Annotated in this window: 22 protein-coding genes and 3 tRNA genes; 17 read left to right on the top strand and 8 right to left on the bottom strand. The window is 72.7% G+C overall.

Annotated features, from left to right (window positions below; translation table 11 throughout):
• Positions 1 to 3: 3 nt before the first annotated feature.
• From FHR78_RS01640 to FHR78_RS01630, 3 genes are all read left to right on the top strand, one after another.
• Positions 4 to 852, top strand: a complete 849-nt coding sequence (locus FHR78_RS01640) for an ATP-binding cassette domain-containing protein (protein ID WP_166758772.1) — start codon at positions 4 to 6, stop codon at positions 850 to 852.
• Positions 849 to 1,853, top strand: coding sequence for an NAD(P)-dependent oxidoreductase (locus tag FHR78_RS01635; RefSeq protein WP_347878002.1), 1,005 nt, complete (start codon positions 849 to 851; stop codon positions 1,851 to 1,853). The genes FHR78_RS01640 and FHR78_RS01635 overlap by 4 nt, the downstream gene beginning before the upstream one ends.
• Before the next feature lie 128 nt (positions 1,854 to 1,981).
• Positions 1,982 to 2,054, top strand: a tRNA-Asn gene (locus tag FHR78_RS01630).
• Between the two features lie 78 nt (positions 2,055 to 2,132).
• Here FHR78_RS01630 and def read toward each other — a convergent pair.
• Positions 2,133 to 2,699 (bottom strand): peptide deformylase, encoded by a 567-nt coding sequence (gene def / locus FHR78_RS01625; protein WP_166758771.1) that lies wholly within the window; start codon positions 2,697 to 2,699, stop codon positions 2,133 to 2,135.
• A 40-nt stretch (positions 2,700 to 2,739) separates the two neighbouring features.
• Between def and FHR78_RS01620 the strand changes: the two genes are divergently transcribed.
• From FHR78_RS01620 to FHR78_RS01580, 9 genes are all read left to right on the top strand, one after another.
• Positions 2,740 to 3,660, top strand: coding sequence for a DMT family transporter (locus tag FHR78_RS01620; RefSeq protein ID WP_347878001.1), 921 nt, complete (start codon positions 2,740 to 2,742; stop codon positions 3,658 to 3,660).
• Between the two features lie 106 nt (positions 3,661 to 3,766).
• Positions 3,767 to 5,005 (top strand): glycosyltransferase, encoded by a 1,239-nt coding sequence (locus FHR78_RS01615; protein WP_347878000.1) that lies wholly within the window; start codon positions 3,767 to 3,769, stop codon positions 5,003 to 5,005.
• Positions 5,006 to 5,035: 30 nt separating this feature from the next.
• Positions 5,036 to 5,109: transfer RNA gene (locus FHR78_RS01610), tRNA-Ile, on the top strand.
• A 115-nt stretch (positions 5,110 to 5,224) separates the two neighbouring features.
• Positions 5,225 to 5,602 (top strand): hypothetical protein, encoded by a 378-nt coding sequence (locus FHR78_RS01605; protein ID WP_166758769.1) that lies wholly within the window; start codon positions 5,225 to 5,227, stop codon positions 5,600 to 5,602.
• 114 nt (positions 5,603 to 5,716) lie between these two features.
• A complete protein-coding gene (locus FHR78_RS01600; RefSeq protein ID WP_166758768.1) occupies positions 5,717 to 6,841 on the top strand; it encodes an LLM class flavin-dependent oxidoreductase in 1,125 nt (374 codons plus the stop codon).
• A 10-nt stretch (positions 6,842 to 6,851) separates the two neighbouring features.
• Positions 6,852 to 7,484 carry a CE1759 family FMN reductase gene (locus FHR78_RS01595; protein ID WP_166758767.1) on the top strand — a complete coding sequence of 211 codons (633 nt, stop codon included), beginning with the start codon at positions 6,852 to 6,854 and terminating at the stop codon, positions 7,482 to 7,484.
• 143 nt (positions 7,485 to 7,627) lie between these two features.
• A complete protein-coding gene (locus tag FHR78_RS01590) occupies positions 7,628 to 8,458 on the top strand; it encodes a DUF1684 domain-containing protein (protein ID WP_166758766.1) in 831 nt (276 codons plus the stop codon).
• Positions 8,459 to 8,515: 57 nt separating this feature from the next.
• Positions 8,516 to 10,174 carry a bifunctional 3'-5' exonuclease/DNA polymerase gene (locus tag FHR78_RS01585; RefSeq protein ID WP_166758765.1) on the top strand — a complete coding sequence of 553 codons (1,659 nt, stop codon included), beginning with the start codon at positions 8,516 to 8,518 and terminating at the stop codon, positions 10,172 to 10,174.
• Positions 10,175 to 10,337: 163 nt separating this feature from the next.
• On the top strand, positions 10,338 to 10,874 hold the full coding sequence (locus FHR78_RS01580) for a DUF3145 domain-containing protein (RefSeq protein ID WP_166758764.1): 537 nt from the start codon (positions 10,338 to 10,340) through the stop codon (positions 10,872 to 10,874).
• Between the two features lie 108 nt (positions 10,875 to 10,982).
• Here the strand turns inward: FHR78_RS01580 and FHR78_RS01575 are convergent, their stop codons facing one another.
• From FHR78_RS01575 to aceE, 6 genes are all read right to left on the bottom strand, one after another.
• Positions 10,983 to 12,221, bottom strand: a complete 1,239-nt coding sequence (locus FHR78_RS01575; RefSeq protein WP_166758763.1) for a beta-ketoacyl-[acyl-carrier-protein] synthase family protein — start codon at positions 12,219 to 12,221, stop codon at positions 10,983 to 10,985.
• A gap of 100 nt (positions 12,222 to 12,321) precedes the next feature.
• The gene (locus FHR78_RS01570) at positions 12,322 to 12,570 is read right to left on the bottom strand and encodes an acyl carrier protein (RefSeq protein ID WP_166758762.1); all 249 of its coding nucleotides are present in this window, start codon (positions 12,568 to 12,570) and stop codon (positions 12,322 to 12,324) included.
• Positions 12,571 to 12,650: 80 nt separating this feature from the next.
• Entirely contained in the window at positions 12,651 to 13,661 is a 1,011-nt protein-coding gene (locus FHR78_RS01565) for a beta-ketoacyl-ACP synthase III (RefSeq protein WP_166758761.1), read from the bottom strand.
• Positions 13,658 to 14,578, bottom strand: a complete 921-nt coding sequence (locus FHR78_RS01560) for an acyltransferase domain-containing protein (RefSeq protein ID WP_166758760.1) — start codon at positions 14,576 to 14,578, stop codon at positions 13,658 to 13,660. Before FHR78_RS01560 ends, FHR78_RS01565 begins: the two co-directional genes overlap by 4 nt.
• Positions 14,579 to 14,671: 93 nt before the next feature.
• Positions 14,672 to 15,871 carry a PucR family transcriptional regulator gene (locus FHR78_RS01555; RefSeq protein ID WP_166759652.1) on the bottom strand — a complete coding sequence of 400 codons (1,200 nt, stop codon included), beginning with the start codon at positions 15,869 to 15,871 and terminating at the stop codon, positions 14,672 to 14,674.
• Between the two features lie 37 nt (positions 15,872 to 15,908).
• Positions 15,909 to 18,653 carry a pyruvate dehydrogenase (acetyl-transferring), homodimeric type gene (gene aceE, locus FHR78_RS01550; protein WP_166758759.1) on the bottom strand — a complete coding sequence of 915 codons (2,745 nt, stop codon included), beginning with the start codon at positions 18,651 to 18,653 and terminating at the stop codon, positions 15,909 to 15,911.
• Between the two features lie 245 nt (positions 18,654 to 18,898).
• Between aceE and FHR78_RS01545 the strand changes: the two genes are divergently transcribed.
• Complete coding sequence (locus FHR78_RS01545; RefSeq protein WP_166758758.1) at positions 18,899 to 19,372, top strand: peroxiredoxin; 474 nt, start codon at positions 18,899 to 18,901, stop codon at positions 19,370 to 19,372.
• A gap of 71 nt (positions 19,373 to 19,443) precedes the next feature.
• Positions 19,444 to 19,516 (top strand) — tRNA-Val (locus tag FHR78_RS01540).
• Between the two features lie 48 nt (positions 19,517 to 19,564).
• On the opposite strand, the gene FHR78_RS01535 is transcribed toward FHR78_RS01540, so the two are convergent.
• Positions 19,565 to 19,846, bottom strand: coding sequence for a GlsB/YeaQ/YmgE family stress response membrane protein (locus FHR78_RS01535; protein ID WP_166758757.1), 282 nt, complete (start codon positions 19,844 to 19,846; stop codon positions 19,565 to 19,567).
• 119 nt (positions 19,847 to 19,965) lie between these two features.
• Here FHR78_RS01535 and FHR78_RS01530 point away from each other — a divergent pair, with 119 nt between their 5' ends.
• From FHR78_RS01530 to FHR78_RS01520, 3 genes are all read left to right on the top strand, one after another.
• Positions 19,966 to 20,634, top strand: coding sequence for a response regulator transcription factor (locus FHR78_RS01530; protein ID WP_166758756.1), 669 nt, complete (start codon positions 19,966 to 19,968; stop codon positions 20,632 to 20,634).
• A gap of 76 nt (positions 20,635 to 20,710) precedes the next feature.
• Entirely contained in the window at positions 20,711 to 21,718 is a 1,008-nt protein-coding gene (locus tag FHR78_RS01525; protein WP_166758755.1) for a nuclease-related domain-containing protein, read from the top strand.
• A 172-nt stretch (positions 21,719 to 21,890) separates the two neighbouring features.
• Positions 21,891 to 23,546 carry an alpha-amylase family protein gene (locus FHR78_RS01520; RefSeq protein WP_166758754.1) on the top strand — a complete coding sequence of 552 codons (1,656 nt, stop codon included), beginning with the start codon at positions 21,891 to 21,893 and terminating at the stop codon, positions 23,544 to 23,546.
• The last annotated feature ends 28 nt before the right edge of the window (positions 23,547 to 23,574 follow it).

Below are 23,574 nucleotides of genomic sequence, written 5' to 3'. Positions count from 1 at the left end.
CGGGTGAGCCCCGACCTCGATCTCGACCGCCCCGTCGTCACCGACGACCTGTCGCTGACCTATCCGGCACGAGCCGGCCACCCGGCGCTGCGGGCCGTCGACGGGGTCACCCTCGACGTCCGGGCCGGCGAGATCATCGCCGTGCTGGGCGAGAGCGGCTCGGGCAAGTCCACGCTGGCGCTGGCCCTGGCCGGGCTCGTCGGCAAGGGCCGTCCGCCCGAGGGGCGCCCGCAGATCAGCGGGGGAGCGGCCCGGGTCTTCGGGCTCGACCTCACGCGCGCCTCGGCCCGCGGGCGCGGCCGGCTGTCGTCCGTGGTGGGGTACCTCGCCCAGGACGACGGCGAGTCCCTCAGCCCCGACCTCACCGTGGGCGAGGCCATCGCCGAGCCCATCTACCTGCGCGACCGGCACTTCGACCGTCGCGAGGCGGGGCGTCTCGTCACCGCCCTGGTCGACGCGGTCCACCTGCCGCTCGGCACGATGCTCAAGCAGACCTGGGAGCTCAGCTCGGGGCAGCGGCAGCGGGTGGCCCTGGCGCGGTCCCTCGTGCTGGAGCCGCGCCTCCTCGTGGCCGACGAGCCGGCGCGCGGCGTCGACGTCCTCGTGCGGCAGGCGGTGCTCGACGTCATCAAGAACCTGCACGCCGACCGCCAGTTCTCGGCCCTGGTCGTCACGTCGAGCGTCTCCGAGGCGCGGGCCATCACCGACCGGGTCGCCGTCATGCGCGGCGGGCGCCTCGTCGGCCTGGGCCAGATCGACCAGGTGCTCCGCGACGGCGTCGACCCCTACGTCAAGGTGCTGTCGACGACCACGCCCATCGACATCATCCGGCCGGAGGAGCGCCGGCCGTGACCGCAGGAGGCGCGCGAGGCCACCGGGGATCGGCGACGGAGGCCGTCGACCTGCCCCCGGAGCGCCGCCCCCGCCCGGGCGCCGTCAGCCTGGGCCCGCGCAGCTCGGCCGTGTTCGCCGAGGCCGTCGAGCAGGCCGGCGGGCGGCTCGTGCCGCTCGGCGACGAGACGCGGGGGCTCATCTGGCTGTCGTACCGCGACGTGGCCGGCCTGGAGGCCGCCCTCGAGGCGCACCCCGGCATCGAGTGGGTGCAGCTGCCCTGGGCCGGCGTCGACGCGTTCGCGGGCGTCCTCGACCGGCACCGGGGTCGCGATCTCCCGCTCTGGACGAGCGCGAAGGGCGCGTACGCCGAGCCCGTCGCCGAGCACGCGCTCGTGCTGCTGCTGTCGCTGCTGCGCGTGCTGCCGTCACGGGTGCTCGCGACCTCGTGGCAGACCGAGCAGCGCGGCATCTCGCTGTACGGGCGACACGTTGTCGTCGTGGGCGCCGGGGGCATCGCCCGCGAGCTCGTCCGGCTGCTGGCACCCTTCGACGTGCGCGTGACCGTCGTGCGCCGCACCGACGAGCCCGTGCCGGGCGTCGACCGCACCGTCACCGTCGACAGGCTCGACGAGGTGCTCCCCGACGCCGACGTCGTCGTGGTCGCCGCGGCCGCGACGCCGGGCACGGCACGTCTGCTCGACGCGCGGCGTCTCGCGCTCCTGCCGAGGCGTGCGGTCGTCGTCAACGTCGCCCGGGGCAGCCTCGTCGACACCGACGCGCTCGTGGACGCCGTCCGCGAAGAGCGGCTCTGGGGGGTCGGCCTCGACGTCACCGACCCGGAGCCGCTGCCCGACGGGCACCCCCTCTGGCGGGACCCGCGGGTCGTCGTCACGCCGCACCAGGCGGACACGCCCGAGATGACGGCCCCCCTGCTCGCGGAGCGCATCCGGCACAACGTGCGCGCCCTCGCGGGCGACGGCCACTTCGTCGGCGTCGTCGACCCCGCCGCCGGGTACTGACCGGCTGCACCGTCACACGTGCTCACGGCGCGCGACGCGCCCGGCGGGCACCTCGTGTTCGGGGAGGGCCGTGACATGCGCTAGAGTTGTGTCCGCTGTCAGGGACTCCGGTCCCGGGCAGTTGCCATTCCTCGATAGCTCAATTGGCAGAGCAGCCGGCTGTTAACCGGCAGGTTGTTGGTTCGAGTCCAACTCGGGGAGCGAAGGCCCAGCGGCTCCACCCGCTGGGCCTTTTCTCTGTCCGTCGGTCGATCGGCCGGCCGGCCGGCCCCGCCCGCGTCAGTCGTCGAGGTGGTCGACCCCCGGCAGCCAGGTCTTGCCGGCGACGCCCCAGCCCGAGCGCTTGACGCTCTTCGCGGCCGCCTTGTACAGCGGGTGCTCGAGTCGGTCGGCGTAGAGGACGCCGTCGAGGTGGTCGTACTCGTGCTGGAAGATCCGCGCCAGCCAGCCGTGGGCCTCGATCTCGTAGTCGACGCCGTCGAGGTCGGTCGCCTGGAGCAGGGCGTGCTCGGCCCGGCGCAGGGGGAATCGTTCACCCGGGATCGAGAGGCAGCCCTCCGACTCGTCGTCCTCGTCGAGGGGCTCGGTGCCGAGGGGGCTCTGCCACAGCTGGGGGTTGATCGCCACGCCCCGCCAGGACTCGCCCTCGTCGTCGACCCACGAGTAGACGAAGAGCCGCAGCCCGACGCCGACCTGGGGGGCGGCGAGACCGACGCCCGGGGCGGCGTCCATCGTCTCGAACATGTCGGCGACGAGGGCTCGAAGGTCGTCGTCGACGGCGGTGACCTCGGCGGCGGGGCGGTGGAGGACGGGTTCCCCCGTGATGGTGATGGGTCGTACGGCCATTCGCCCAGACTATCCAGCGGGCTGCCGCTACCGTGTCACCGTGAGCGCTGACCTCGGGGACCTGACCGCCCAGGTGTCGTTGACCCCGTACCAGGCGCTCGGCATCCCCATCGCCCTCGTCGGCGCGGTGTTCCTCTCGATCGGCGCGCAGCTGCAGAGCCGGGGCGTCGAGAAGGTCGAGCGTCGGCTCGGCTCGGCCCACCGGGGCATGAGCGTGCGCCAGGTGCTGGCGCTGGCAGGTCGGCCGTCGTGGGTGGCCGGCACGCTCCTCCTCGGGCTGGCCGTCGTGTTCCAGCTCACCAGCCTCAACATCGCGCCGCTGCTCGTCGTCCAGCCCCTGGGCGCGGTGGCGCTCGTCGTCACCGCGGTCGTCAACGCCCGGGTGACGGGCCAGCGGCTCAGCGGCAAGGTGAAGCGGGCGATCGCCCTGTGCGTCGGCGGCATCGGCCTCTTCGCCACGGTCGCGGCCTTCGCGGCGACCGAGACCCCCATCAGCACCCGGCAGCTCGTGACCGTGCTGGTGCTCCTCCTCGTCGTGGGGGCGGTGCTCGGGGTGGCCTTCGCGCTGCTGCGCCACCGGCGGAGCGTGCTCTTCTACGTCATCGGCGCCGGCGCGCTCTACGGGTTCGTCGCGACGCTCGCCAAGGTGGTCCTGAACCGCATCACCTCGGGCACGTTCGACTGGCTCGAGGTGGTCTGCATCGTCATGCTCGTCTCGGCGGCGGTGCTCGGCGGCTACTTCGTGCAGAACGCCTACTCGTCCGGGTCGCCCGACCTCGTCATCGCGGGGCTCACCGTCGTCGACCCCATCGTGGCCGTCACGATCGGCATCGTCGTGCTGGGCGAGGCCGCCACGGCCCCGCCCCTGGCGGTCGTGGCGTTCCTCGCCGCCGGGGCCGTCGCCGTGACGGGCGTGTTCCAGCTCGCCAAGCACCAGCCGCAGAAGAAGCGGGTCTCCTGAGCTACGGTGGTCGTCGCGAGGCGCACGGACCCCGCTGTCCGGTCGGCCCCGCTCCGCACCACCGGCCCCCGCGGCCCGCCCCTCCCTCACGACAAGGACAGACCCAGTGACCGACGCCGACGGACCGACGGACCCGAGCGACACCGCAGCCTGGGCGGACGCCCCGCGCCTCACCGTGCTGATCGCGGCCGACACCTTCCCGCCCGACGTCAACGGCGCCGCGAACTTCGCCGAGCGGCTCGCCGTCGGCATGGCCGCCCGCGGCCACGACGTGCACGTGCTGGCGCCCGCGGCGAGCCGCAAGCACGGCACGTTCCTCGAGCAGCACGCGGGCGTGACGCTGACGGTGCACCGTCTCTACTCGACCCGGTGGCCGCTGCACGACTGGCTGCGCTTCGCGACGCCCTGGCGGGCCGAGGCGAACGCGGAGCGGGTGATCCGGCAGATCCGCCCCGACGTCGTGCACATCCAGTCGCACATCGTGATCGGCCGCGCCGTCGTCCGGGTCGCGAACGAGCTCGGCATCCGGGCCGTGGCGACGAACCACTTCATGCCCGAGAACCTGCTCGAGCACACGGGGCTGCCGCACGCGCTGCGCGCCACCGCGGTCAAGATGGCCTGGGCCGACGCCAGCCGCACCTACCACCGGGTCGAGTCGATGACGACGCCGACCGAGTCGGCCGCGAGGTTCCTCGAGAAGGCGATCGACGTCGAGGGGGTGCTCGCGGTCTCCTGCGGCATCCAGGCGTCGAACTACTCGGCCCGGGACGACCGGCCGGCCGGCAACCGCATCGTGTTCGTCGGCCGCGTGACGGCCGAGAAGCAGATCGACGTGCTGCTGCGGGCGATGACCATGATCGACCCGTCGTGGGAGAGCACCCTGACGATCGTCGGCGGCGGCGACCTGATGCGCCAGCTGCAGCAGCTCAGCGTCGACCTGGGCCTCGCCGGCCGCGTCACCTTCGCGGGCTACCTCTCGGACGTCGAGCTGCGCCGCACCCTCACCGACGCGACGGTCTTCGCGATGCCGTCCATCGCCGAGCTGCAGAGCATCGCGAGCCTCGAGGCGATGGCCTCGGGCCTGCCGCTCGTGGCCGCCGACGCCATGGCCCTGCCGCACCTGGTCGACGAGGGGCGCAACGGGTGGCTGTTCCGCCCGGGCGACAGCGCCGACCTCGCCGAGAAGCTCACCCGGGTCTTCGCGGCCGGCGACGACGAGTACCGGGCCATGCGGCGGGTCAGCCTCCGCATGATCGAGGGGCACGACATCGAGCGCACCCTCAACGTCTTCGAGGGCCTGTATCGTGGGCAGCCGGTGGCTCCGACCACCGACGTCGCCTCCTGACCCTGCCTCCGGGCGCCGGTCGGGCGACACGGGGCGGTAGCTCAGCCGGTTAGAGCAGTCGACTCATAATCGATCGGTCACGGGTTCAAGTCCCGTCCGCCCTACGGCCGACCAGGCCTGCCCGGCCGACCCGGCCACCCGGCCGACGCGGTCCGACCCGGGCCGGCCCAGCGGCGCGGTCCCCAGCAGGGGCCGAGCGCCGTCTGGCACGATGTGCGCATGTTCTTCACGCGGAACCCCCGTCCCGGCGGCGACGCCCCTGACGGCGACAGCGCCGCCGGCGGCGGCCGCGACGACGACCGCGACGACCTGCCCGGCATCGTCGGCGCCGAGTCCCGGATGGGCGTCGGCGCGCAGGTCTACGTCCTCGACTCCGACGAGGACCCGACGTCGCCCTGGCCCTGGGGCCCCACCGGCGTGGTGCTCCGCGCGGGCGGCTCGGCCTGGCAGGGCGTCTCGGCGATCGGGGGCTCCGCCCGGACCTGGTGGGTCGAGTTCGACTCGCCGCAGCTCGACCGCGACGGCGACGGCCCGGTCGCGAGCGCGCAGGTGGCCGAGCGGTTCCTGCGGCTCGCGCCGCCGATCGCTCCTCGCTGAACCCGTCCCGCCGATCGCGGCACGGTCGTCCTCAGGACGGGCGGGAATGGATCCGCCCCGCAGGTCGTTCACCCAACTACATGCAGACGCATGAACTAGATCTGAGGTGAGACCATGCAGTTCGGAGTCTTCTCCGTCGGCGACATCACGGCCGACCCGACCACCGGCCGGGTGCCGACCGAGCACGAGCGCATCAAGGCGATGGTGACCATCGCCCAGAAGGTCGAGGAGGTCGGCCTCGACGTCTTCGCGGCCGGCGAGCACCACAACCCGCCCTTCGTGAACTCCAGCCCGACCACCCTGCTCGCGACGATCGCGGCGACGACCGAGCGCATCCAGCTGAGCACGGCCACGACGCTCATCACGACGAACGACCCGGTGAAGATCGCCGAGGACTACGCCATGCTGCAGCACCTCGCCGACGGCCGGGTCGACCTCACGCTCGGCCGGGGCAACACCGGTCCCGTCTACCCGTGGTTCGGCAAGGACATCCGCCAGGGCATCAACCTCGCCATCGAGAACTACGCGCTGCTGCGCCGCCTCTGGGACGAGGACGTCGTCGACTGGAAGGGCCACTTCCGCACGCCCCTCCAGGGCTTCACCGCCACGCCCCGGCCGCTCGACGGCGTCGCGCCGTTCGTCTGGCACGGCTCGATCCGCAGCCCCGAGATCGCCGAGCAGGCCGCGTACTACGGCGACGGCTTCTTCGCCAACCACATCTTCTGGCCTGCGTCGCACACGAAGCAGATGGTCGAGCTCTACCGCAGCCGCTTCGAGCACCACGGCCACGGCCGCGCCGACCAGGCGATCGTCGGGCTGGGCGGCCAGGTGTTCCTCGCGAAGAACTCGCAGGACGCCAAGCGCGCGTTCCGCCCCTACTTCGACGAGGCCCCGGTCTACGGCCACGGGCCGAGCATGGAGGACTTCACGAGCCAGACGCCGCTCACGGTCGGCAGCCCGCAGGAGGTCATCGACCGCACGCTCGGCTTCCGCGACTACGTCGGCGACTACCAGCGCCAGCTGTTCCTCATCGACCACGCCGGCCTGCCCCTGCAGACCGTCCTGGACCAGCTCGACATCCTCGGCGAGGAGGTCGTGCCGGTGCTGCGTCGCGAGTTCGCGTCGCGCCGCGCCGCGGGCGTGCCCGACGCGCCGACGCACGCGTCCCTGGTGGCCGCCGCCTCCTCGTCCGTCACGTCGTCGGTCACGGCCGACGCCGCGTCCGTCCCGAGCCTGTAGGAGGCGCGCCGTGAGCACCAAGACCGTCGTCGTCCTCTCCGCAGGGCTGGGTCAGCCCTCCTCCACCCGACTCCTCGCGGACCGTCTCGCCGAGGCGAGCGCCCGCGCGCTGCTCGAGGGCGGGACGCCCGCCGAGTTCCGCGTCGTCGAGCTGCGCGACCTCGCCCACGACGTCACCGACGCCCTGCTGACCGGCTTCTCGTCCGAGGCCCTGACCGACGTGCTCGAGGCGGTCGGGTCGGCGGACGGCGTCATCGCCGTGACGCCGGTCTTCACCGCCTCCTACAGCGGGCTGTTCAAGTCGTTCTTCGACGTGCTCGACAACACGGCCCTCACGGGCACGCCCGTGCTGGTCGGCGCCACGGCGGGGACGGCTCGGCACTCGCTCGTGCTCGACCACGAGCTGCGACCGCTGTTCTCGTACCTGCGCGCCGTCGTCGTGCCGACCGGCGTCTTCGCCGCAGCCGAGGACTGGGGCGCCGGGGACGCCACGACGACCGGGCTGCCCGAGCGCGTGACACGGGCGGCCGACGAGTTCGCCGCCCTCGTCGCTCTGCGCAGCACCTCGCGGCGCGACCCGTTCGCCGACGTGGTCTCGTTCGAGGAGCAGCTCGGACGCCTCGCCGCCGACGACGGCGTCTGAGCACCGGGTGCGGCACGACCGAGCGGCACGGCCCGGGGGAGCGGGATGCGCACTCCGGCCCGTGGCCCGGGCGGTCGCGACGTCGGGAGGGAGATGATGGACGGGCCCCGGGCCTCGACCCGCAGGCACCCCGAGGAGGCCCCATGACCGACACCCGCCGCCCCGCCGACGAGCTCGCCCGGTTCCACGACGCCCGACGCGCCCGCGCCGTGAGCGCCCGCGGCCCGCTCGCGCTCGTCAACACCCAGTGGGTCGACTCCGCCCAGCCGGTCTGGGGAGTCCCCGGCACCTGGGCGCCCGCCCCGGACGGCCTCGCGGGCCTCATGGTCACCGCGGCGGCCGCGGACGGCGTCTCGGTGGACGGCGAGCTGGTCGACGGCAGCGTCCTCGTGGCCGGGGACGACGCGGTGACCCCGGGTGCCGTCCGTTTCTCGGAGACCCTCACGGGCACGGTCATCGCCAACGACGACCGCACGAGCTGGGGCCTGCGCGTCTGGGACGCCGACTCCGAGGGCATCCGGCGCTTCGGGTCGATCGACGCCTTCGAGCACGACCCGGGCTGGGTGGTCACGGCCGACTTCGTCCCGACCGAGGAGGGCGCCCAGCTGGACGTCCGCCACCAGGCCGACCTCGACCTGAGCCGGCCGAAGCCCCTGCCGGGCCTCATCCGCTTCTCCCGCGACGGCACCGACTACGAGCTGGCGGCGTTCCCGAGCGGCATCGGCGACCGCCTCCAGCTCGTCTTCGGCGACGCCACGAACGGTGACAGCACGTACTCGGTCGGCCGGTTCCTGTTCCCGACCCCGGGCGACGACGGCACGATCGTGCTCGACTTCAACCAGGCGGTGCTGCCGCCCTGCGCGTTCTCGTACGCGTTCAACTGCCCGATCCCGCCGCCGCAGAACCGCCTCGCCGTGCCCGTCGAGGCCGGCGAGAAGAACGTGCTCGACGCGACGGGCGCCCTGCTCCACTGAGGGGCGGCCGCCGGGGGACCGGCGTCGGTCGTCGGTCGTCGGTGAGATGATCGACGGATGTTCCTGCTCGTCCGTCGCCTCCCCGACGGCGACGTAGAGCTGACGACCTGGTCACGGCCGGGGCCCGAGCACCTGCCGGCCGTGGTCGCGAGCGAGGTCGTCCGCGACGCCGACCTGGTCGAGGCCGTCCGGAGGCGCGAGTCGGGCCCCGAGGGCGCGTCCGGGCCCCGCTGGGTCTGGGACGACACCCCGCGGTGGTACCCGCGCCTCCTCGAGGCGGGCGTGCGCGTGGCGCGCTGCGTCGACCTGCGGCTTTGTCACGCCCTGCTGCGGGCCGCCGTGTCGACGGGCGGCTCCGAGCTGCACGGGGCGCCCGCCGGCCCGTGGGACGTCCCCCAGGGGGCGGACGGTCCGCGTGACGGCCTCTTCGACGTGCTGCCGGAGTCGCTGCCCGACCCGGGGGCCGAGTTCCTGCGCCAGCGGGCCGCGATCGAGGCGAGCCCCGAGCGGGCCCGGCTCGAGCTGCTCACGACGGCGGAGTCGACGGGCGCGCTGATCGCGGTCGAGATGCGGCACCGCGGCGTGCCGTGGTCCGCCGACGTGCACGACCACCTGCTCGCGCAGGCGCTGGGCCCCCGCCCGCCGGTCGGCGAGCGTCCGGCCCGCATGCGCGAGGACGTCGACGAGGTCCGCGGCCTGCTCGACGCGCCCGACCTCAACCCCGACTCGCCCGCCGAGCTCGTGCGGGCCCTCAACTCGGCGGGGGTCTTCGTCACGTCGACGAGCAAGTGGGAGCTGCAGCGGCACGAGCACCCCGTTGTCGAGCCCCTGCTGCGGTACAAGAAGCGCCAGCGGCTGCTGGTCGCGAACGGCTGGGCCTGGCTCGACGCCTGGGTTCGCGACGGCCGGTTCCGCCCCGACTACGTCCCCGCCGGCAGCGTCACGGGCCGCTGGGCGACCAGCGGCGGCGGTGCCCTGCAGCTGCCCCGCGCGGTGCGGGCCGCCGTCGTCGCCGACCCGGGCTGGAAGCTGGTCGTGGCCGACGCCTCCCAGCTCGAGCCGCGCATCCTCACCGGGCTGTCCGGCGACCGCGCCATGGCGGCCGCCGGCGAGGGCGACCTGTACGAGGGGATCGTCGCGAGCGGCGCCGTCGCGACGCGGGCCGAGGCCAAGGTCGCCATGCTGGGCGCCATGTACGGGGCGACGCAGGGCGAGAGCGGTCGTCTCGTGCCCCGGCTGGCCCGTCGGTTCCCGCAGGCGATGGCGCTCGTCGAAGAGGCCGCCCGCACGGGCGAGCAGGGCGGGGTGGTGCGCACGCTGCTGGGCCGCACGTCGCCGTCGCCCGCCGACGCCGCGCGGGGCGACCTGCCGCCCGAGATGCCCCGGGCAGAGGTGGGGCGCGACGCGCGCTCCTGGGGGCGGTTCACGCGCAACTTCGTCGTGCAGGGCACCGCGGCCGAGTGGGCGCTGTGCTGGATGGGCGCGCTGCGCCAGTCGCTGCACCGCCGCTGGGGCGAGCGTGGCGACGACGCGCCGCACCTCACGTTCTTCCTGCACGACGAGGTCGTCGTCCACGCGCCGGCGGACGCGGCCGACGAGGTCGCCGTCCTCGTCGTCGAGGCCGCGGCGGCGGCCGGTCGCATGCTCTTCGGCGACGCCCCGGTGCGGTTCCCGTTGACGGTCGCCGTCGTCGACGACTACTCCCAGGCGAAGTGACGAAGGGCGGGCAGGCCTCGGGGAGGCGCCGCCGCCTCCTTTGACAGCAGTTGCACGGTTGTGACGTCCAGGTGGCGTCTGTCATGATCGAGGGTGCAGGCCCAGGTCTGCCACAACCGAACACGCACGAGAGCACGCACACGGTCCACGTGTCCACAGGTCGATGGGGAAGTCGCACCTAACGGATGGAGGAATCGTGGCTGCTGCAACGGCTAGGGGAGTGCTCTTCGTGCACTCGTCCCCTCGTGCACTGTGCCCGCATGTCGAGTGGGCTGTCGGTCGAGCCCTCGGGCACGCCGTGAACTTCGCCTGGGTGGCGCAGCCCGTGCTGTCCGGCGCCCAGCGCACGGAGTTCTCGTGGCAGGGCGACGAGGGCGCGGGCGCCCGCATCGCCTCGGCCCTGCGCGGCTGGGAGCACCTCCGCTACGAGGTCACCGAAGATCCCGGCCCCGCGAACGACGGCGGCCGGTGGATGCACACCCCGGACCTCGGCGTCTTCTTCGCCCAGACCGACACGGCCGGCAACACGGTCGTGCCCGAGGACCGCATCCGCTACGCGCTCGACATCGCGGGCTCGAACACCCTCGAGCTGCACCGCGAGCTGCGCCTGGCACTCGGGCAGGCGTGGGACGACGAGCTCGAGCCGTTCCGCTACAGCGGCGAGGGCAACCCCGTCGTCTGGCTGCACAAGGTCGGCTGACCGCCTGGCCGGACGGTGACACCCGTCTCGGCGCCCAAGGCGGACGACGAAGGCCGGTGCCCCGAGGGGCACCGGCCTTCGTCGTGCGTCGCCCAGGACGCGCGGAACCTAGACCGAACGGAACGCGACGACGGCGTTGTGCCCGCCGAAGCCGAACGAGTTGCTGATCGCGACGATCTCGCCGTCGGGCAGACGGCGGGGCTCGCCGACGACCACGTCGAGGTCGATCTCGTCGTCCATCTGCGTGACGTTGATCGTGGGCGGGGCGAGGCGCTCGTGCAGCGCCTTGACGGTGAAGAGCGCCTCGATGGCCCCGGCACCGCCGAGCAGGTGGCCCGTGGACGACTTCGTGGCCGAGACGATGAGCTTCGACGTGTGGTCGCCGAAGACGCGCTTGATGGCGTGGTACTCGGCGATGTCGCCGACGGGGGTGCTCGTGGCGTGGGCGTTGACGTGCACGACCTGGTCGCGCTCGACCCCGGCGTTCTCGAGGGTCGTGATGACCGCCCGGGCGGCGCCGGTGCCCTCGGGGTCGGGTGCCGTGATGTGGTACGAGTCGCTCGTGACCGCTCCGCCGATCAGCTCGGCGTAGATGCGGGCGCCGCGGGCGAGGGCGTGCTCCTCGGTCTCGAGGACGAGCGCCGCGCCTCCTTCGCCGAGCACGAAGCCGTCGCGCGTCACGTCGTACGGGCGGGAGGCGGTGGCCGGGTCGTCGTTCCGCTTCGAGAGCGCCTGCATGGCGGCGAACGACGCGAGCGGCATCGGGTGGATGGCGGCCTCGGAGCCGCCGGCGACGGCGATGTCGGCGAGACCGGACTGCAGGTGCTCGTAGGCCATGGCGATGGATTCGGTGCTGGAGGCGCAGGCCGACACGACCGTGCGGGCGCCGGCCCGTGCGCCGAGCCCCATCGAGATGGCCGCGGCGGGGCCGTTCGGCATGAGCATCGGGACGGTCATCGGCAGGACGCGACGCGGGCCCTTCTCGCGCAGGGTGTCCCACGCGTCGAGCAGCGTCCAGACGCCGCCGATGCCGGTGGCCCAGTCGACGATGAAGCGCTCGGGCACGACGTCGGGCGACCCGGCGTCGGCCCAGGCCTCGCGCGCCGCGGTCAGGGCGAACTGGCTCGACGGGTCGAGGCGCTTGGTCTCGCGACGGTCGAGCACGTCGGCGGACGGCACGCGGGCCTGGCCGGCGATGGTGACGGGCAGCTCGTACTTCGCGACCCACTCTTGCTCGAGGGTGGTGATGCCCGACTCGCCGGCGAGGAGGGCGGTCCAGCTGTCGGCGGCGGTGCCGCCGAGGGGTGAGGTGCCACCGAGGCCGGTGACGACGATCTTCTTGGTCATGACGATTCTCCTGGAGAGACGGTACGTCCCGCGACAGGACCTCGTCGCGAGGGGGACGGACGGGCCCGGCCGCCCCGAGGGGCGGCCGGGCCGCCGACGTCTAGTCCTGTGCCTTGGTGATGAAGGTGACGGCGTCGCCGACGGTCTTGAGGTTCTTGACCTCGTCGTCGGGGATCTTCACGTCGAACTTCTCCTCGGCGTTGACCACGATGGTCATCATCGAGATGGAGTCGATGTCCAGGTCGTCCGTGAACGACTTGTCCATCTCGACGGTGTCGGTCGCGATGCCCGTCTCGTCGTTGACGAGCTCGGCCAGGCCGGCGAGGACTTCTTCGGTGGACAGTGCCATGGTGTGTTCTCCTTGAGGGGGTGTCGTGGTGACCGGGGTAAAGCCTATACAGGGCGGTGGCGGCGGGCCGTCGCGGCGCGCTACGGGAGCACGACCACCTGGGCGCCGAAGACGAGGCCCGCGCCGAAGCCGATCTGCAGCGACAGGCCGCCGCTCAGCTCGGGGTGCTCCTCGAGCAGGCGGTGGGTCGCGAGCGGGATGCTGGCGGCCGACGTGTTGCCGGTGGTCGCGATGTCGCGCGCGATGACGACCGTGTCGGGCAGGCCGAGCTGCTTGGCGAACTCGTCGACGATGCGCATGTTCGCCTGGTGGGGCACGAAGGCGGCGAGCTGGTCGCTCGTGACCCCGGCGCGGTCGAGCGCCTCCTTGGCGACCTTGACCATCTCCCACACGGCCCAGCGGAAGACCGTCTGGCCCTCCTGCCGCAGGGTGGGCCAGGCGACGTCGCCGGCACCGGCGCGGTACTCCTGCATGGTGTTCGTCATGCGGATCGCGTCCCACTTCGACCCGTCGCTGCCCCAGACGGTGGGGGCGATGCCGGGCGTGTCGCTCGGGCCGACGACCGCGGCCCCGGCGCCGTCGCCGAGGAGGAACGAGATGGTGCGGTCGGTCGGGTCGATGAAGTCGCTGAGCTTCTCGGCGCCGACGACGAGCACGTACTCGGCGAGACCCGACTTGACGAACGAGTCGGCCTGCGCGATGCCGTAGGCGTAGCCGGCGCACGCGGCCGAGATGTCGTAGGCCGCGGCGGGCTTCGCCCCGATCTTCTCGGCCAGCAGCGAGGCCACGGACGGGGTCGCGACGCCGCTGGTGACGGTCGACACGAGGACGGCGCCGATCTGCTCGGCCCGGATGCCGGCCTTCTCGATGGCCTCGCGGGCGGCGGTCTCGGCGAGGTCGACGACCTTCACGTCGGACGACGCACGGACCCGGGTCACGACGCCGGTGCGCTGCTGGATCCACTCGTCGGACGAGTCGATCGGCTCGACGATGTCGGCGTTCGGCACGACCTGGTCGCCGCGTGCGGCTCCCATGCCGAGGATGCGCGTGTACTCGGCGCCGTGGTTCTGCTTGAGCTGGGGGGTGGTCATTCTGCTCCCTCGAGGAGGTCGACGGCGGCCTGGAGGTCGTCGGGTGTCTTGACGGCGACGGAGGGGACTCCGCGCAGCGCGCGCTTGGCGAGGCCGGTGAGGGCGCCCGCGGGGGCGAGCTCGACGATGCCGGTGACGCCGGCGTCGGCGAACGAGGCCATGACGGCGTCCCAGCGGACGGGCGACGACACCTGTCCGACGAGCAGCTCGACGAACCGGTCGCCGGACTCGACGAGTCCGCCGTCGGCGTTCGTCCACAGCCGCAGCGACGGGTCGGAGGCGGTGACCGAGGAGGCGGCGGTGCGGAGGCGCTCGACGGCCGGCTCCATGAAGCGGGTGTGGAACGCGCCGGCGACCTGCAACGGCACGACGCGGCTCTTGGCGGGCGGGTCGGCCGCGAGGGCACGGAGCGCCTCGAGCTCGCCGGCGACGACGACCTGGCCGCCGCCGTTGTGGTTGGCGGCCGTGAGGCCGAGCGCCTCGAGGCGGGCCGTGAGCTCGGCCTCGTCGCCGCCGAGGACGGCGCTCATGCCGGTCTCGACGACGGAGGCGGCCTCGGCCATGGCGCGGCCGCGCTCGGCGACGAGCCGGACGGCGTCGTCGTCGGCGAGGACGCCCGCGACGGCCGCCGCGGTGAACTCGCCGACGGAGTGGCCGGCCACACCGCCGACCCTGGCGCGGTCGACCCGCGAGAAGAGGGCGTTCGCGGTGAGGACCCCCGCGGCGACGATGAGGGGCTGAGCGACGGCCGTGTCGCGGATGGTGTCGGCGTCGGACGTCGTGCCGTGGGCGACGAGGTCGACGCCCGCCGCGGCCGAGAGCGACTCGAGGAGTCGGCGCTGGTCGGGGTCCTCGAGCCAGGGCTCGAGGAATCCGGGGGACTGGGAGCCCTGTCCGGGCGCTACGACGACGATCACCGGTCCATCATGCCAACGACCCGGGCCCGTCGTGTGGAGCAACTCGACCAAAGATCGTCGAGGACACTGTCGGTCACCACAGTCGGGCGACCCCTAGCGTCGTCGCGTGGCCTGCCCGTCGGGATCGGAGATCGACCCGAGGATGAGGGCGGACTGCAGCACGATCGCCTCCCGCGACCCGGTGGCGTCCCACCCGATCACGTCGGAGACGCGCTTGAGGCGGTAGCGCACGGTGTTGGGGTGCACGAAGAGCTCCCGGGCCGTGGCCTCGAGCGACCGGCCGTTGTCGAGGTAGCACCACAGGGTGGTGAGCAGCTCGGTCGAGTGGGTCTTGAGCGGCTTGTAGATCCGGTTGACGAGCGTCGACCGGGCCAGGGGGTCGCCGGCGAGGGCCCGCTCGGGGAGCAGGTCGTCGGCGAGCACCGGCCGGGGCGCGTTCCGCCACGACCGGGCCACGGCGAAGCCCGCGAGGGCGGCCTTCGCGCTGTGGGACGCCTCGACCAGGCTCGGCACCTCGTGGCCGAGGACGAGGTGCCCCTCGCCGAAGCCGGGCTCGAGGGCCGACGCGATGTCGGTGAACGGGGGCTGTGACGTCGACCGGCCGTTCTCGTCGGTCTCCTGCTCGGCACGCCCGATGACGAGGACGAGACGGCTGCCCTGGACCCCGATGAGCACGTCGGCGTCGAGGTGGCGGGCGGTGCGCCGCAGCTGGTCGACGTCGAGCATGCGCGGGGCCGTCCCCACCAGCACGGAGACCTCCCCGTGCCCGTGCCAGCCGAGAGCGGCGATGCGGCTCGGCAGCTCGTCGTCGTACTCGCCGCTGAGGATCGAGTCGACGACGAGCGCCTCGAGACGGGCGTCCCAGAGCCCGCGGGCCTCGGCCGCCCGCGCGTACACGTCGGCCGAGGCGAATGCGATCTCGCGGGAGTACAGCAGGATCGCCTCGCGGAGGCTGTCGTCGCCGTCCTTGACCCGCTCCTCCACCACCTCCACGGTGACCCGGATGAGCTGCAGGGTCTGCTGCAGGCTGATCGAGCGGAGCAGCTCGCGGGGGGCGGCGCCGAAGACGTCGGCCGCGATCCAGGGGGTCGACCGCGGGTCGTCGAACCAGCTGATGAACGACGTGATGCCCGCCTGTGCGACCAGCCCCACGGCGGAGCGCCGCCCGGGCGGCATGTCGCCGTACCAGGGCAGCGTCTCTTCGAGGCGCTTGATGGTCGCCGTCGACAGCTCGCCCGAGACCGTCCGCAGCCACGCGAGCGTGCGCTCCTTCGTGGCCGCGGACGGCTCCATGGGCGAGGCGGGCACCCGCTCTGCGCTCACGCGGTCGTCAGCTCTCCCCGCCGGCGGTGCCGCTGGTGCCGGCCGTCACGTCGTGCAGCTGGTAGCGATCGATCGCCTGCTGGACGACGCTACGGTCGACGTCGCCCCGACGCGCGAGCGCCTGGAGCGTGCGGACCACCATCGAGGGGCCGTCGATCTTGAAGAACCGACGGGCGGCGGCACGCGTGTCCGAGAAGCCGAAGCCGTCGGCGCCCAGCGTCAGGTAGTCGCCCGGCACGAACTCGCGGATCTGGTCGGGCACGGCGGCCATGAAGTCGCTCGTCGCGACGACGGGGCCCTCGGCGCCGCGCAGCTTCTCGGTGACGTAGGGCGTGCGGGGCTCGGCGCTCGGGTTGAGGAAGTTGTGCTCCTCGGCCTCGAGGCCGTCGCGGCGCAGCTCGTTCCACGAGGTGACGCTCCACACGTCGGCGGCCACGTTCCAGTCGTCGGCGAGCAGCTGCTGGGCCTCGAGGGCCCAGCGGACGCCCACGCCGGACGCGAGCAGCTGGGCGCGGGGGCCCAGGTTCTCGGCGCCCTTGAGCTTGTAGATGCCGCGCACGACGCCGTCGACGTCGAGGTCCTCCGGCTCGGCGGGCTGCTGCATCGGCTCGTTGTAGACGGTGACGTAGTACATGACGTTCGGGTCGTCGTGGGCCGGCGTGCCGTCCTCGTTCGTCCCGTACATGCGGTCCATGCCGGCCTTGACGATGTGGCCGAGCTCGTAGCCGTACGCTGGGTCGTACGAGACGACCGCGGGGTTGGTCGACGCGAGCAGCAGCGAGTGGCCGTCGGCGTGCTGCAGGCCCTCGCCGGTCAGCGTCGTGCGGCCGGCGGTCGCGCCGATGATGAACCCGCGGGCCATCTGGTCGCCCGCGGCCCACATGGCGTCGCCCGTGCGCTGGAACCCGAACATCGAGTAGAAGACGTAGACCGGGATGAGCGGCTCGCCCTGCGTCGAGTACGACGTGCCGACGGCCGTGAAGGCCGCGAACGCGCCGGCCTCGTTGATGCCGACGTGCAGGAGCTGGCCCTGGGGGCTCTCCTTGTAGGCCAGCAGCAGCTCGCGGTCGACCGACGTGTAGTGCTGGCCGTTCGGGTTGTAGATCTTCGACGTCGGGAAGTAGGCGTCCATGCCGAACGTGCGCGCCTCGTCCGGGATGATCGGGACGATGCGGTGGCCGAAGTCGGGGGAGCGCAGCAGGTCCTTGAGCAGGCGGGCGAAGGCCATGGTGGTGGCCACCTCCTGCTTGCCCGAGCCCTTGCGGACGACGTCGTACGACTTCGCCTCGGGCACCGCGACCTGGGTGTACTTGCTACGGCGCTCGGGCACGTAGCCGCCGAGCGCGCGGCGGCGCTCGTGCAGGTACTGGATCGCGTCGTCGCCGTCTCCCGGGTGGTAGTAGGGCGGCAGGTAGGGATCTTCGTCGAGCTGCGCGTCGCTGATCGGGATGCGCATCTCGTCCCGGAACTGCTTGAGGTTGTCGAGCGTCAGCTTCTTCATCTGGTGGGTCGCGTTGCGGCCCTCGAAGGCCGGGCCGAGGCCGTAGCCCTTGACGGTCTTCGCGAGGATGACGGTCGGCTGGCCCTTGTGCTCCGAGGCCGCCTTGAACGCGGCGTAGACCTTCGCGTAGTCGTGGCCGCCCCGCTTGAGGTTCCAGACCTGGTCGTCCGTGAAGTCCTTCACGAGCTCGAGGGCGCGCGGGTCCCGGCCGAAGAAGTTCTCGCGGACGTAGGCGCCGCTCTCGGCCTTGTACGTCTGGAAGTCGCCGTCGGGCGTCGTGTTCATGAGGTTGAGCAGTGCACCCTCGGTGTCGCGGGCGAGCAGGTCGTCCCACTCGCGGCCCCAGACGACCTTGATGACGTTCCAGCCGGCGCCGCGGAAGAAGCTCTCGAGCTCCTGGATGATCTTGCCGTTGCCGCGGACGGGGCCGTCGAGGCGCTGCAGGTTGCAGTTGATGACGAAGTTCAGGTTGTCGAGGCCCTCGTTGGCCGCGACCTGCAGCTGTCCGCGGCTCTCGACCTCGTCCATCTCGCCGTCGCCGAGGAACGCCCAGACCTGCTGGTCGGAAGCGTCCTTCATGCCGCGGTTCGTGAGGTACTTCGCGACCTGGGCCTGGTAGATCGCGTTGATGGGGCCGAGGCCCATCGACACGGTCGGGAACTGCCAGAACTGCGGCATGAGGCGGGGGTGCGGGTACGAGCTGAGCCCGCCCGTGGGGTGCGACTTCTCCTGGCGGAAGCCGTCGAGCTGGTCGGTGCCGAGACGGCCCTCGAGGAACGCCCGGGCGTACATGCCGGGGGAGGCGTGCCCCTGGAAGAAGACCTGGTCGCCGCCGCCGGCGTGGTCCTGCCCGCGGAAGAAGTGGTTGTAGCCGACCTCGTAGAGCGCCGCGGACGACGCGTAGGTCGAGATGTGGCCGCCGACGGAGATGCCGGGGCGCTGGGCGCGGTGCACGGTGACCGCCGCGTTCCAGCGGATCCAGCGGCGGTAGCGCCGCTCGATCTCCTCGTCGCCGGGGAACGCGGGCTCGTCCTCGGGGGCGATCGTGTTCACGTAGTCGGTCTTCGGGACCATCGGGACGCCGAGGTGCAGCTCGCTGGAGCGAGACAGCAGGCTCGTCATGATCTGACGTGCGCGCTCGTGGCCCTGTGCCGCGACGAGGGAGTCGAGCGACTCCCTCCACTCGGCGGTCTCCTCGGGATCCTGGTCGGTCGTGTCGACCGTGTAAGGATCCTGATCGTTTACCGTCACCCTTGACCTCTATCACTCGTGTGTGGTGGACAACTGCTGCCGCCCCACGAGGGCAGGCAACGGTCAGCCCGACGCGGTCCGGGTCCCGGGTCGTCGTCACGGACTGACCCGCCGAGTCTAGTTGCCTCCGCAGGCGGTGGCTCGGCACGCCCTGGGAGAACGTCCTCGCGGACCCCCTCGCGAGGCGTAGCATCTGTGCTCGTGTTGTCGTCGGTCGCCCGGACCGACGCGGAAGGAACGTGCTCATGGCGCTGGAGAACGACATCCAGGCTCCCGACTTCGATCTGCCGAACCAGTTCGGCGAGCACGTGCGCCTGGCGGACTACCGCGGCGTGCGACCCGTCGCCCTCGTGTTCTTCCCGCTCGCGTTCTCGAGCACCTGCACCGCCGAGCTCTGCACGCTGCGCGACAACCTCGCCATGTTCCAGGACGCCCGCGTCGAGCTGATCGGCGTCTCGGTCGACTCGAAGGCGACGCTGCGGGCCTTCGCCGAGGAGGAGGGCTACGACTTCACCCTGCTCGCCGACTTCTGGCCGCACGGCGAGGTGTCGAAGGAATACGGCGTGTTCCTCGAGCACAAGGGCTTCGCGACCCGGGCCACGTTCCTCATCGACGTCGACGGGGTCATCCGCGAGCACTTCCTCACGGAGCCGGGCCAGGCTCGGTCGCTCGACGACTACCGCGCGGCGCTCGACCAGCTGGTCTCCGTCCCCGCCTGAGCCCGCGGGAGGCGCGGTGCGGGCACCGTGCCGATATCCTGTCTCCTGCTCGCCCGGCCCGTCCGGCGCGAGGGCCTTTAGCTCAGTTGGTAGAGCGCCACGTTTACACCGTGGATGTCGTCGGTTCGAGCCCGGCAGGGCCCACCCCGGCATGCGACGCCGACGACCGGCGCCGCACCGGGGCGGCGGGGCTCAGCGGCGGCTGGCGGTGCGGCGTCCCGAGACGGCGACCCAGATCGCGAGGACCACGATCGCGCCGATGATCGAGCCGATGATGCCGGCGGGCTGGAAGAAGCCGTCGGTCGGGTCGTGCTGGAACAGCAGGAAGCCGAGGAACCCGCCGACGAACGACCCGATGACGCCGAGCAGGATCGTCATGGCGATCGAGAGGCCCTGGCGCCCCGGGACGACGGCGCGGGCGACGAAACCTGCGATGAGGCCGACGACGAGCAGGCTGATGATGAGACCGATCACGGTGTTCTTCTTCCGGGAGAGGTGAGCGACGGGCACCGTCGGTGCCGCGGCGTCGCACAGCTCAGCAGACCACCCCTGGAGGTGTGGCGGCACACCCCTCGGGGTGGGATGGTGACGTCATGCCCCTCGCCCCTCCCCGGTCGATCACCGTCGCGCTCGTCGACGACTACGACGTCGTGCTCGCCGGCCTCGCCCACATGTTCGACCGGCACCGCGACCGGGTGGTCGTCGCCGAGATCGACGCCACGACCCCGCTGTCCGACCCGGTCGACATCGTCCTGTACGACTCCTTCGCCCAGCCCGAGTCCGACCACCACGAGCTCGCCGAGCTCGTGGCGAACCCCGCGGCCGGCAAGGTCGTCGTCTACACCTGGAACTTCCATCCCGAGTTGGTGGAGGCGGCCCTCGCCCAGGGCGTGCAGGGGTACCTGTCGAAGACCCTCGCCGCCCGCGAGCTCGTCGAGGCGCTCGAGGCGGTGCACCGCGGCGAGCGCGTCGTCAGCGACGTGCGCGGCCGGGCGCCGAGCGCGCCCGGCCTCGACTGGCCGGGCCGGCAGGAGGGCATCACCGACCGGGAGTCGGAGATCCTGGCCCTCATCACCCAGGGCAAGAGCAACGCCGAGGTCGCCGCCCTGACGTACCTCAGCCCCAACACGGTCAAGTCGTACATCCGCTCGGTCTACCGCCGGATCGGCGCGACGAGCCGCACCCAGGCCGTGCTCTGGGGCGTGCAGAACGGCTTCAGCCCCGACCACCACCGCATCGACCACTGGCTCGGCGGTCCCTAGGCGCCGGGCGCCGCCGCCTCGCCCGGGTGCGGTGCGCCTCCTCCGTCCCCGCCGTCGGCCGTGTTCTCCTGGGCGCATGCCTGACACGAGCGAGCTGACCACGTACCTGCCCTGGGCGGTCGCCGCCGTCCTCCTCATCGTGCTGATCGTGCTCCTGGTGCTGCTCCGGCGTCGTGCGGCGGCGGCGCGGGAGGCGCTCCGGACCCGCGAGGACGCGCACCGGAAGGCCCTCGAGGAGGCGGCGGCCGAGCGCGAGCGTGCCGCGCGCGACGCGGCCGATGCCCACGCCCGCGAGCTCGCCGAGCTCGAGGCGCGTCGGGTCGACGCCGAGACCTCCGCCCAGCAGAGCCGCGCGCTCGTGGCGGCCGGCGCGAAGTGGGAGGAGACCTCCCGGCGGATGGTGCTCGACGCGGTCACGGACCTCGGCCTCGACGGCGTGCTCGTGACGAATCTCGTGTTCGTCCCCGTGGACGCCACGAAGACCCGTCGGTTCGTCGCCCAGGTGGACCACGTGCTCCTCCTGCCGACGGTCGCCCTCGTGATCGAGAACAAGGGGTGGAAGGGCGTCGTGCTCGACGGCGTGCACCCGCGCGACGCGGGCTCGTCGTTCGCGACCCTGCTCGGCGACCTCACGCTCGAGCCGCCCTTCGCGGTCCAGGTCAAGCGCGACTCCCTGACGTCGCTCGAGCTGCGCACGCACGACCAGGGCCACGCCCCCCGCAAGCAGGTCCGACGCCAGGCCCAGCGGATCTCCGACCTGGTCCGGGCCGAGACGCACCGCAAGCCGTGGTTCGACACCGCCGTGCTCTACTCGCACCCCGACGCCGACGTGCACGCGGACCCCCGGGCCGACGACGAGGGCGCGAGCACCGTCGTCATCGCCAGCCAGGCCCAGCTGAGGGCCCACGTCGAGGACTTGGTCCGGCGCCGTCGGCCGGGCCCCGACAGCCCGCGCATCGACGAGCTCGCCGCGTTGTTCGCCCGGCTCGGGGCGGACGTCCGCCCGTTCGGCCAGCCCCTCGACCGGGCGCCGGCCGTGTCTCCGCAGGCCGACGAGACGGCCGCCCTGCCGGCCCAGGGGTAGCGCCTCGCCGCCGTCGCGGGTGCTCTGACCGCACCCGCACCTCCTGCAGTGCCTGCAGCGAGCAGGCGGATGTGCAGGGTCCTCGCCGGGGCCTGCCAGGCGAGGCCGTCCGCTCGGCCCCTACCGTCGACCTCCGCGCCGTCCCGCCGGCGCGACGACGACGGGAGACACGATGAGGCTGACGGACACGAGCGACCTGTGGTGGAAGACCGCGGTCTTCTACAACCTCGACGTCGAGACGTACTTCGACCTCGACGACGACGGCGTGGGGGACCTCGACGGGCTGGCGCACCGGCTCGACCACCTCGCCGAGCTCGGCGTGACCTGCCTGTGGCTGGCGCCCTTCTACCCGTCTCCGCAGCGGGACAACGGCTACGACATCGAGGACCACTACGGTGTCGACCCCCGCTACGGCCACCTCGGCGACCTCGTCGAGGTCGTGCGCACCGCCCACGACCGGGGCATGCGCGTGATCGTCGACCTCGTGGTCAACCACACGTCCGACCGGCATCCCTGGTTCCGGGAGGCGCGGAGCAGTCCCGACAACCGGTACCGACGGTTCTACCAGTGGCGTGACGACGTCCCGGACGACGCCCCCGAGAACATGTTCCCCGACGTGGAGGACGGCGTCTGGCGCCACGACGACGAGGCGGGTCAGTACTACAAGCACTCCTTCTACCGGCACCAGCCCGATCTCGCGACCGACGACCCGGTCGTCCGCGAGGAGATCGCGAAGGTCATCGGGTTCTGGCTGCAGCTCGGCGTCGACGGGTTCCGCGTCGACGCCGTGCCGCACCTGATCGAGGGCGACGACGGCCCGGAGCACGACTTCCTCCGGACGCTGCGGCGCTTCGTGTCCCGACGCAGCGGCCACGGCGTGCTGCTCGGCGAGGTCAACCTGCCCTACGACGAGCAGCTCGCCTTCTTCGGCGACGAGGACGGCGACGAGCTGACGATGCAGTTCGACTTCGTCGGCAACCAGGCGCTCTACCTGTCGCTCGCGCGCCAGGACGCGACGCCGCTGCGGGAGGCGCTGCTGGCGCGGCCTGCCCTGGCCCGCGGCAACCAGTGGGGCAACTTCGTCCGCAACCACGACGAGCTCACCCTCGACCAGCTGAGCGAGTCCGAGCGGGGCGAGGTCTTCGCGGCGTTCGCGCCACGGGAGGGCCAGCGCATCCACGGCCGCGGCATCACGCGCCGCCTGCCGCCGATGCTCGAGGGCGACCCCCGCCGCGTCCGCATGGTCTACAGCCTCCTGTTCTCGCTGCCCGGCGCTCCGGTGCTCTACTACGGCGAGGAGATCGGCATGGGCGAGCACCCGGGGGTCGAGGGCAGCCGCGGCGCCGTCCGCACCCCCATGCAGTGGAGCGCGGAGGCGAACGGCGGCTTCTCGGGAGCCGCTCCCGAGGCCCTCGTGTCGGCGGTGGTCACGGGCGGCAACGGGCCCGAGCACGTCAACGTCTCCCAGCAGCGCCACGACCCCGGCTCGCTGCTGGCGTTCGTGTCGTCGCTGACGCGGGCGTACCGGGCGGCACCCGAGATCGGCTGGGGCGAGCTGACCGTGCTCGACCAGCCGCACTCGTGCGTCCTAGCGCACAGCGTCGACAGCGAGCTCGGCCTGCTCGTCGCCGCGCACAACTTCGCACCGGACGGCCGGGCGTTCCGGGTCGAGCTGGCGGGCGCGAGCGACGAGTGGCAGGTCGTCGACGTGCTCGGCGGCGACGGGTCCGCCCGACCTCTCGAGGGCGGCGGCGTCGAGATCGAGCTCGAGGGCTACGGGCACCGGTGGCTGCGCGTCGTGAGGCCGGGGGAGAAGCGCCTGCTCTGAGCCGGGCGGCGGCCTGCCGCCCCGTCCC

Source organism: Frigoribacterium faeni, from assembly GCF_011761235.1.
Classification (GTDB): domain Bacteria; phylum Actinomycetota; class Actinomycetes; order Actinomycetales; family Microbacteriaceae; genus Frigoribacterium; species Frigoribacterium faeni_A.
Note: the sequence above shows the minus strand (reverse complement) of the source record. Positions and strands in the feature narration are given on the sequence as shown.

Excerpts from the sequence above, each read along its gene's own strand:
- FHR78_RS01565 (WP_166758761.1), bottom strand. The coding sequence starts at position 13,661 with ATGACCACCCCCCAGCTCAAGCAGAACCACGGCGCCGAGTACACGCGC.
- def (WP_166758771.1), bottom strand. The coding sequence starts at position 2,699 with ATGGCCGTACGACCCATCACCATCACGGGGGAACCCGTCCTCCACCGC.
- FHR78_RS01525 (WP_166758755.1), top strand. The coding sequence starts at position 20,711 with ATGCCTGACACGAGCGAGCTGACCACGTACCTGCCCTGGGCGGTCGCC.
- FHR78_RS01530 (WP_166758756.1), top strand. The coding sequence starts at position 19,966 with ATGCCCCTCGCCCCTCCCCGGTCGATCACCGTCGCGCTCGTCGACGAC.
- FHR78_RS01570 (WP_166758762.1), bottom strand. The coding sequence starts at position 12,570 with ATGGCACTGTCCACCGAAGAAGTCCTCGCCGGCCTGGCCGAGCTCGTC.
- FHR78_RS01520 (WP_166758754.1), top strand. The coding sequence starts at position 21,891 with ATGAGGCTGACGGACACGAGCGACCTGTGGTGGAAGACCGCGGTCTTC.
- FHR78_RS01555 (WP_166759652.1), bottom strand. The coding sequence starts at position 15,871 with ATGGAGCCGTCCGCGGCCACGAAGGAGCGCACGCTCGCGTGGCTGCGG.
- FHR78_RS01600 (WP_166758768.1), top strand. The coding sequence starts at position 5,717 with ATGCAGTTCGGAGTCTTCTCCGTCGGCGACATCACGGCCGACCCGACC.
- FHR78_RS01605 (WP_166758769.1), top strand. The coding sequence starts at position 5,225 with ATGTTCTTCACGCGGAACCCCCGTCCCGGCGGCGACGCCCCTGACGGC.
- FHR78_RS01545 (WP_166758758.1), top strand. The coding sequence starts at position 18,899 with ATGGCGCTGGAGAACGACATCCAGGCTCCCGACTTCGATCTGCCGAAC.
- FHR78_RS01575 (WP_166758763.1), bottom strand. The coding sequence starts at position 12,221 with ATGACCAAGAAGATCGTCGTCACCGGCCTCGGTGGCACCTCACCCCTC.
- FHR78_RS01590 (WP_166758766.1), top strand. The coding sequence starts at position 7,628 with ATGACCGACACCCGCCGCCCCGCCGACGAGCTCGCCCGGTTCCACGAC.
- FHR78_RS01585 (WP_166758765.1), top strand. The coding sequence starts at position 8,516 with ATGTTCCTGCTCGTCCGTCGCCTCCCCGACGGCGACGTAGAGCTGACG.
- FHR78_RS01580 (WP_166758764.1), top strand. The coding sequence starts at position 10,338 with ATGGGGAAGTCGCACCTAACGGATGGAGGAATCGTGGCTGCTGCAACG.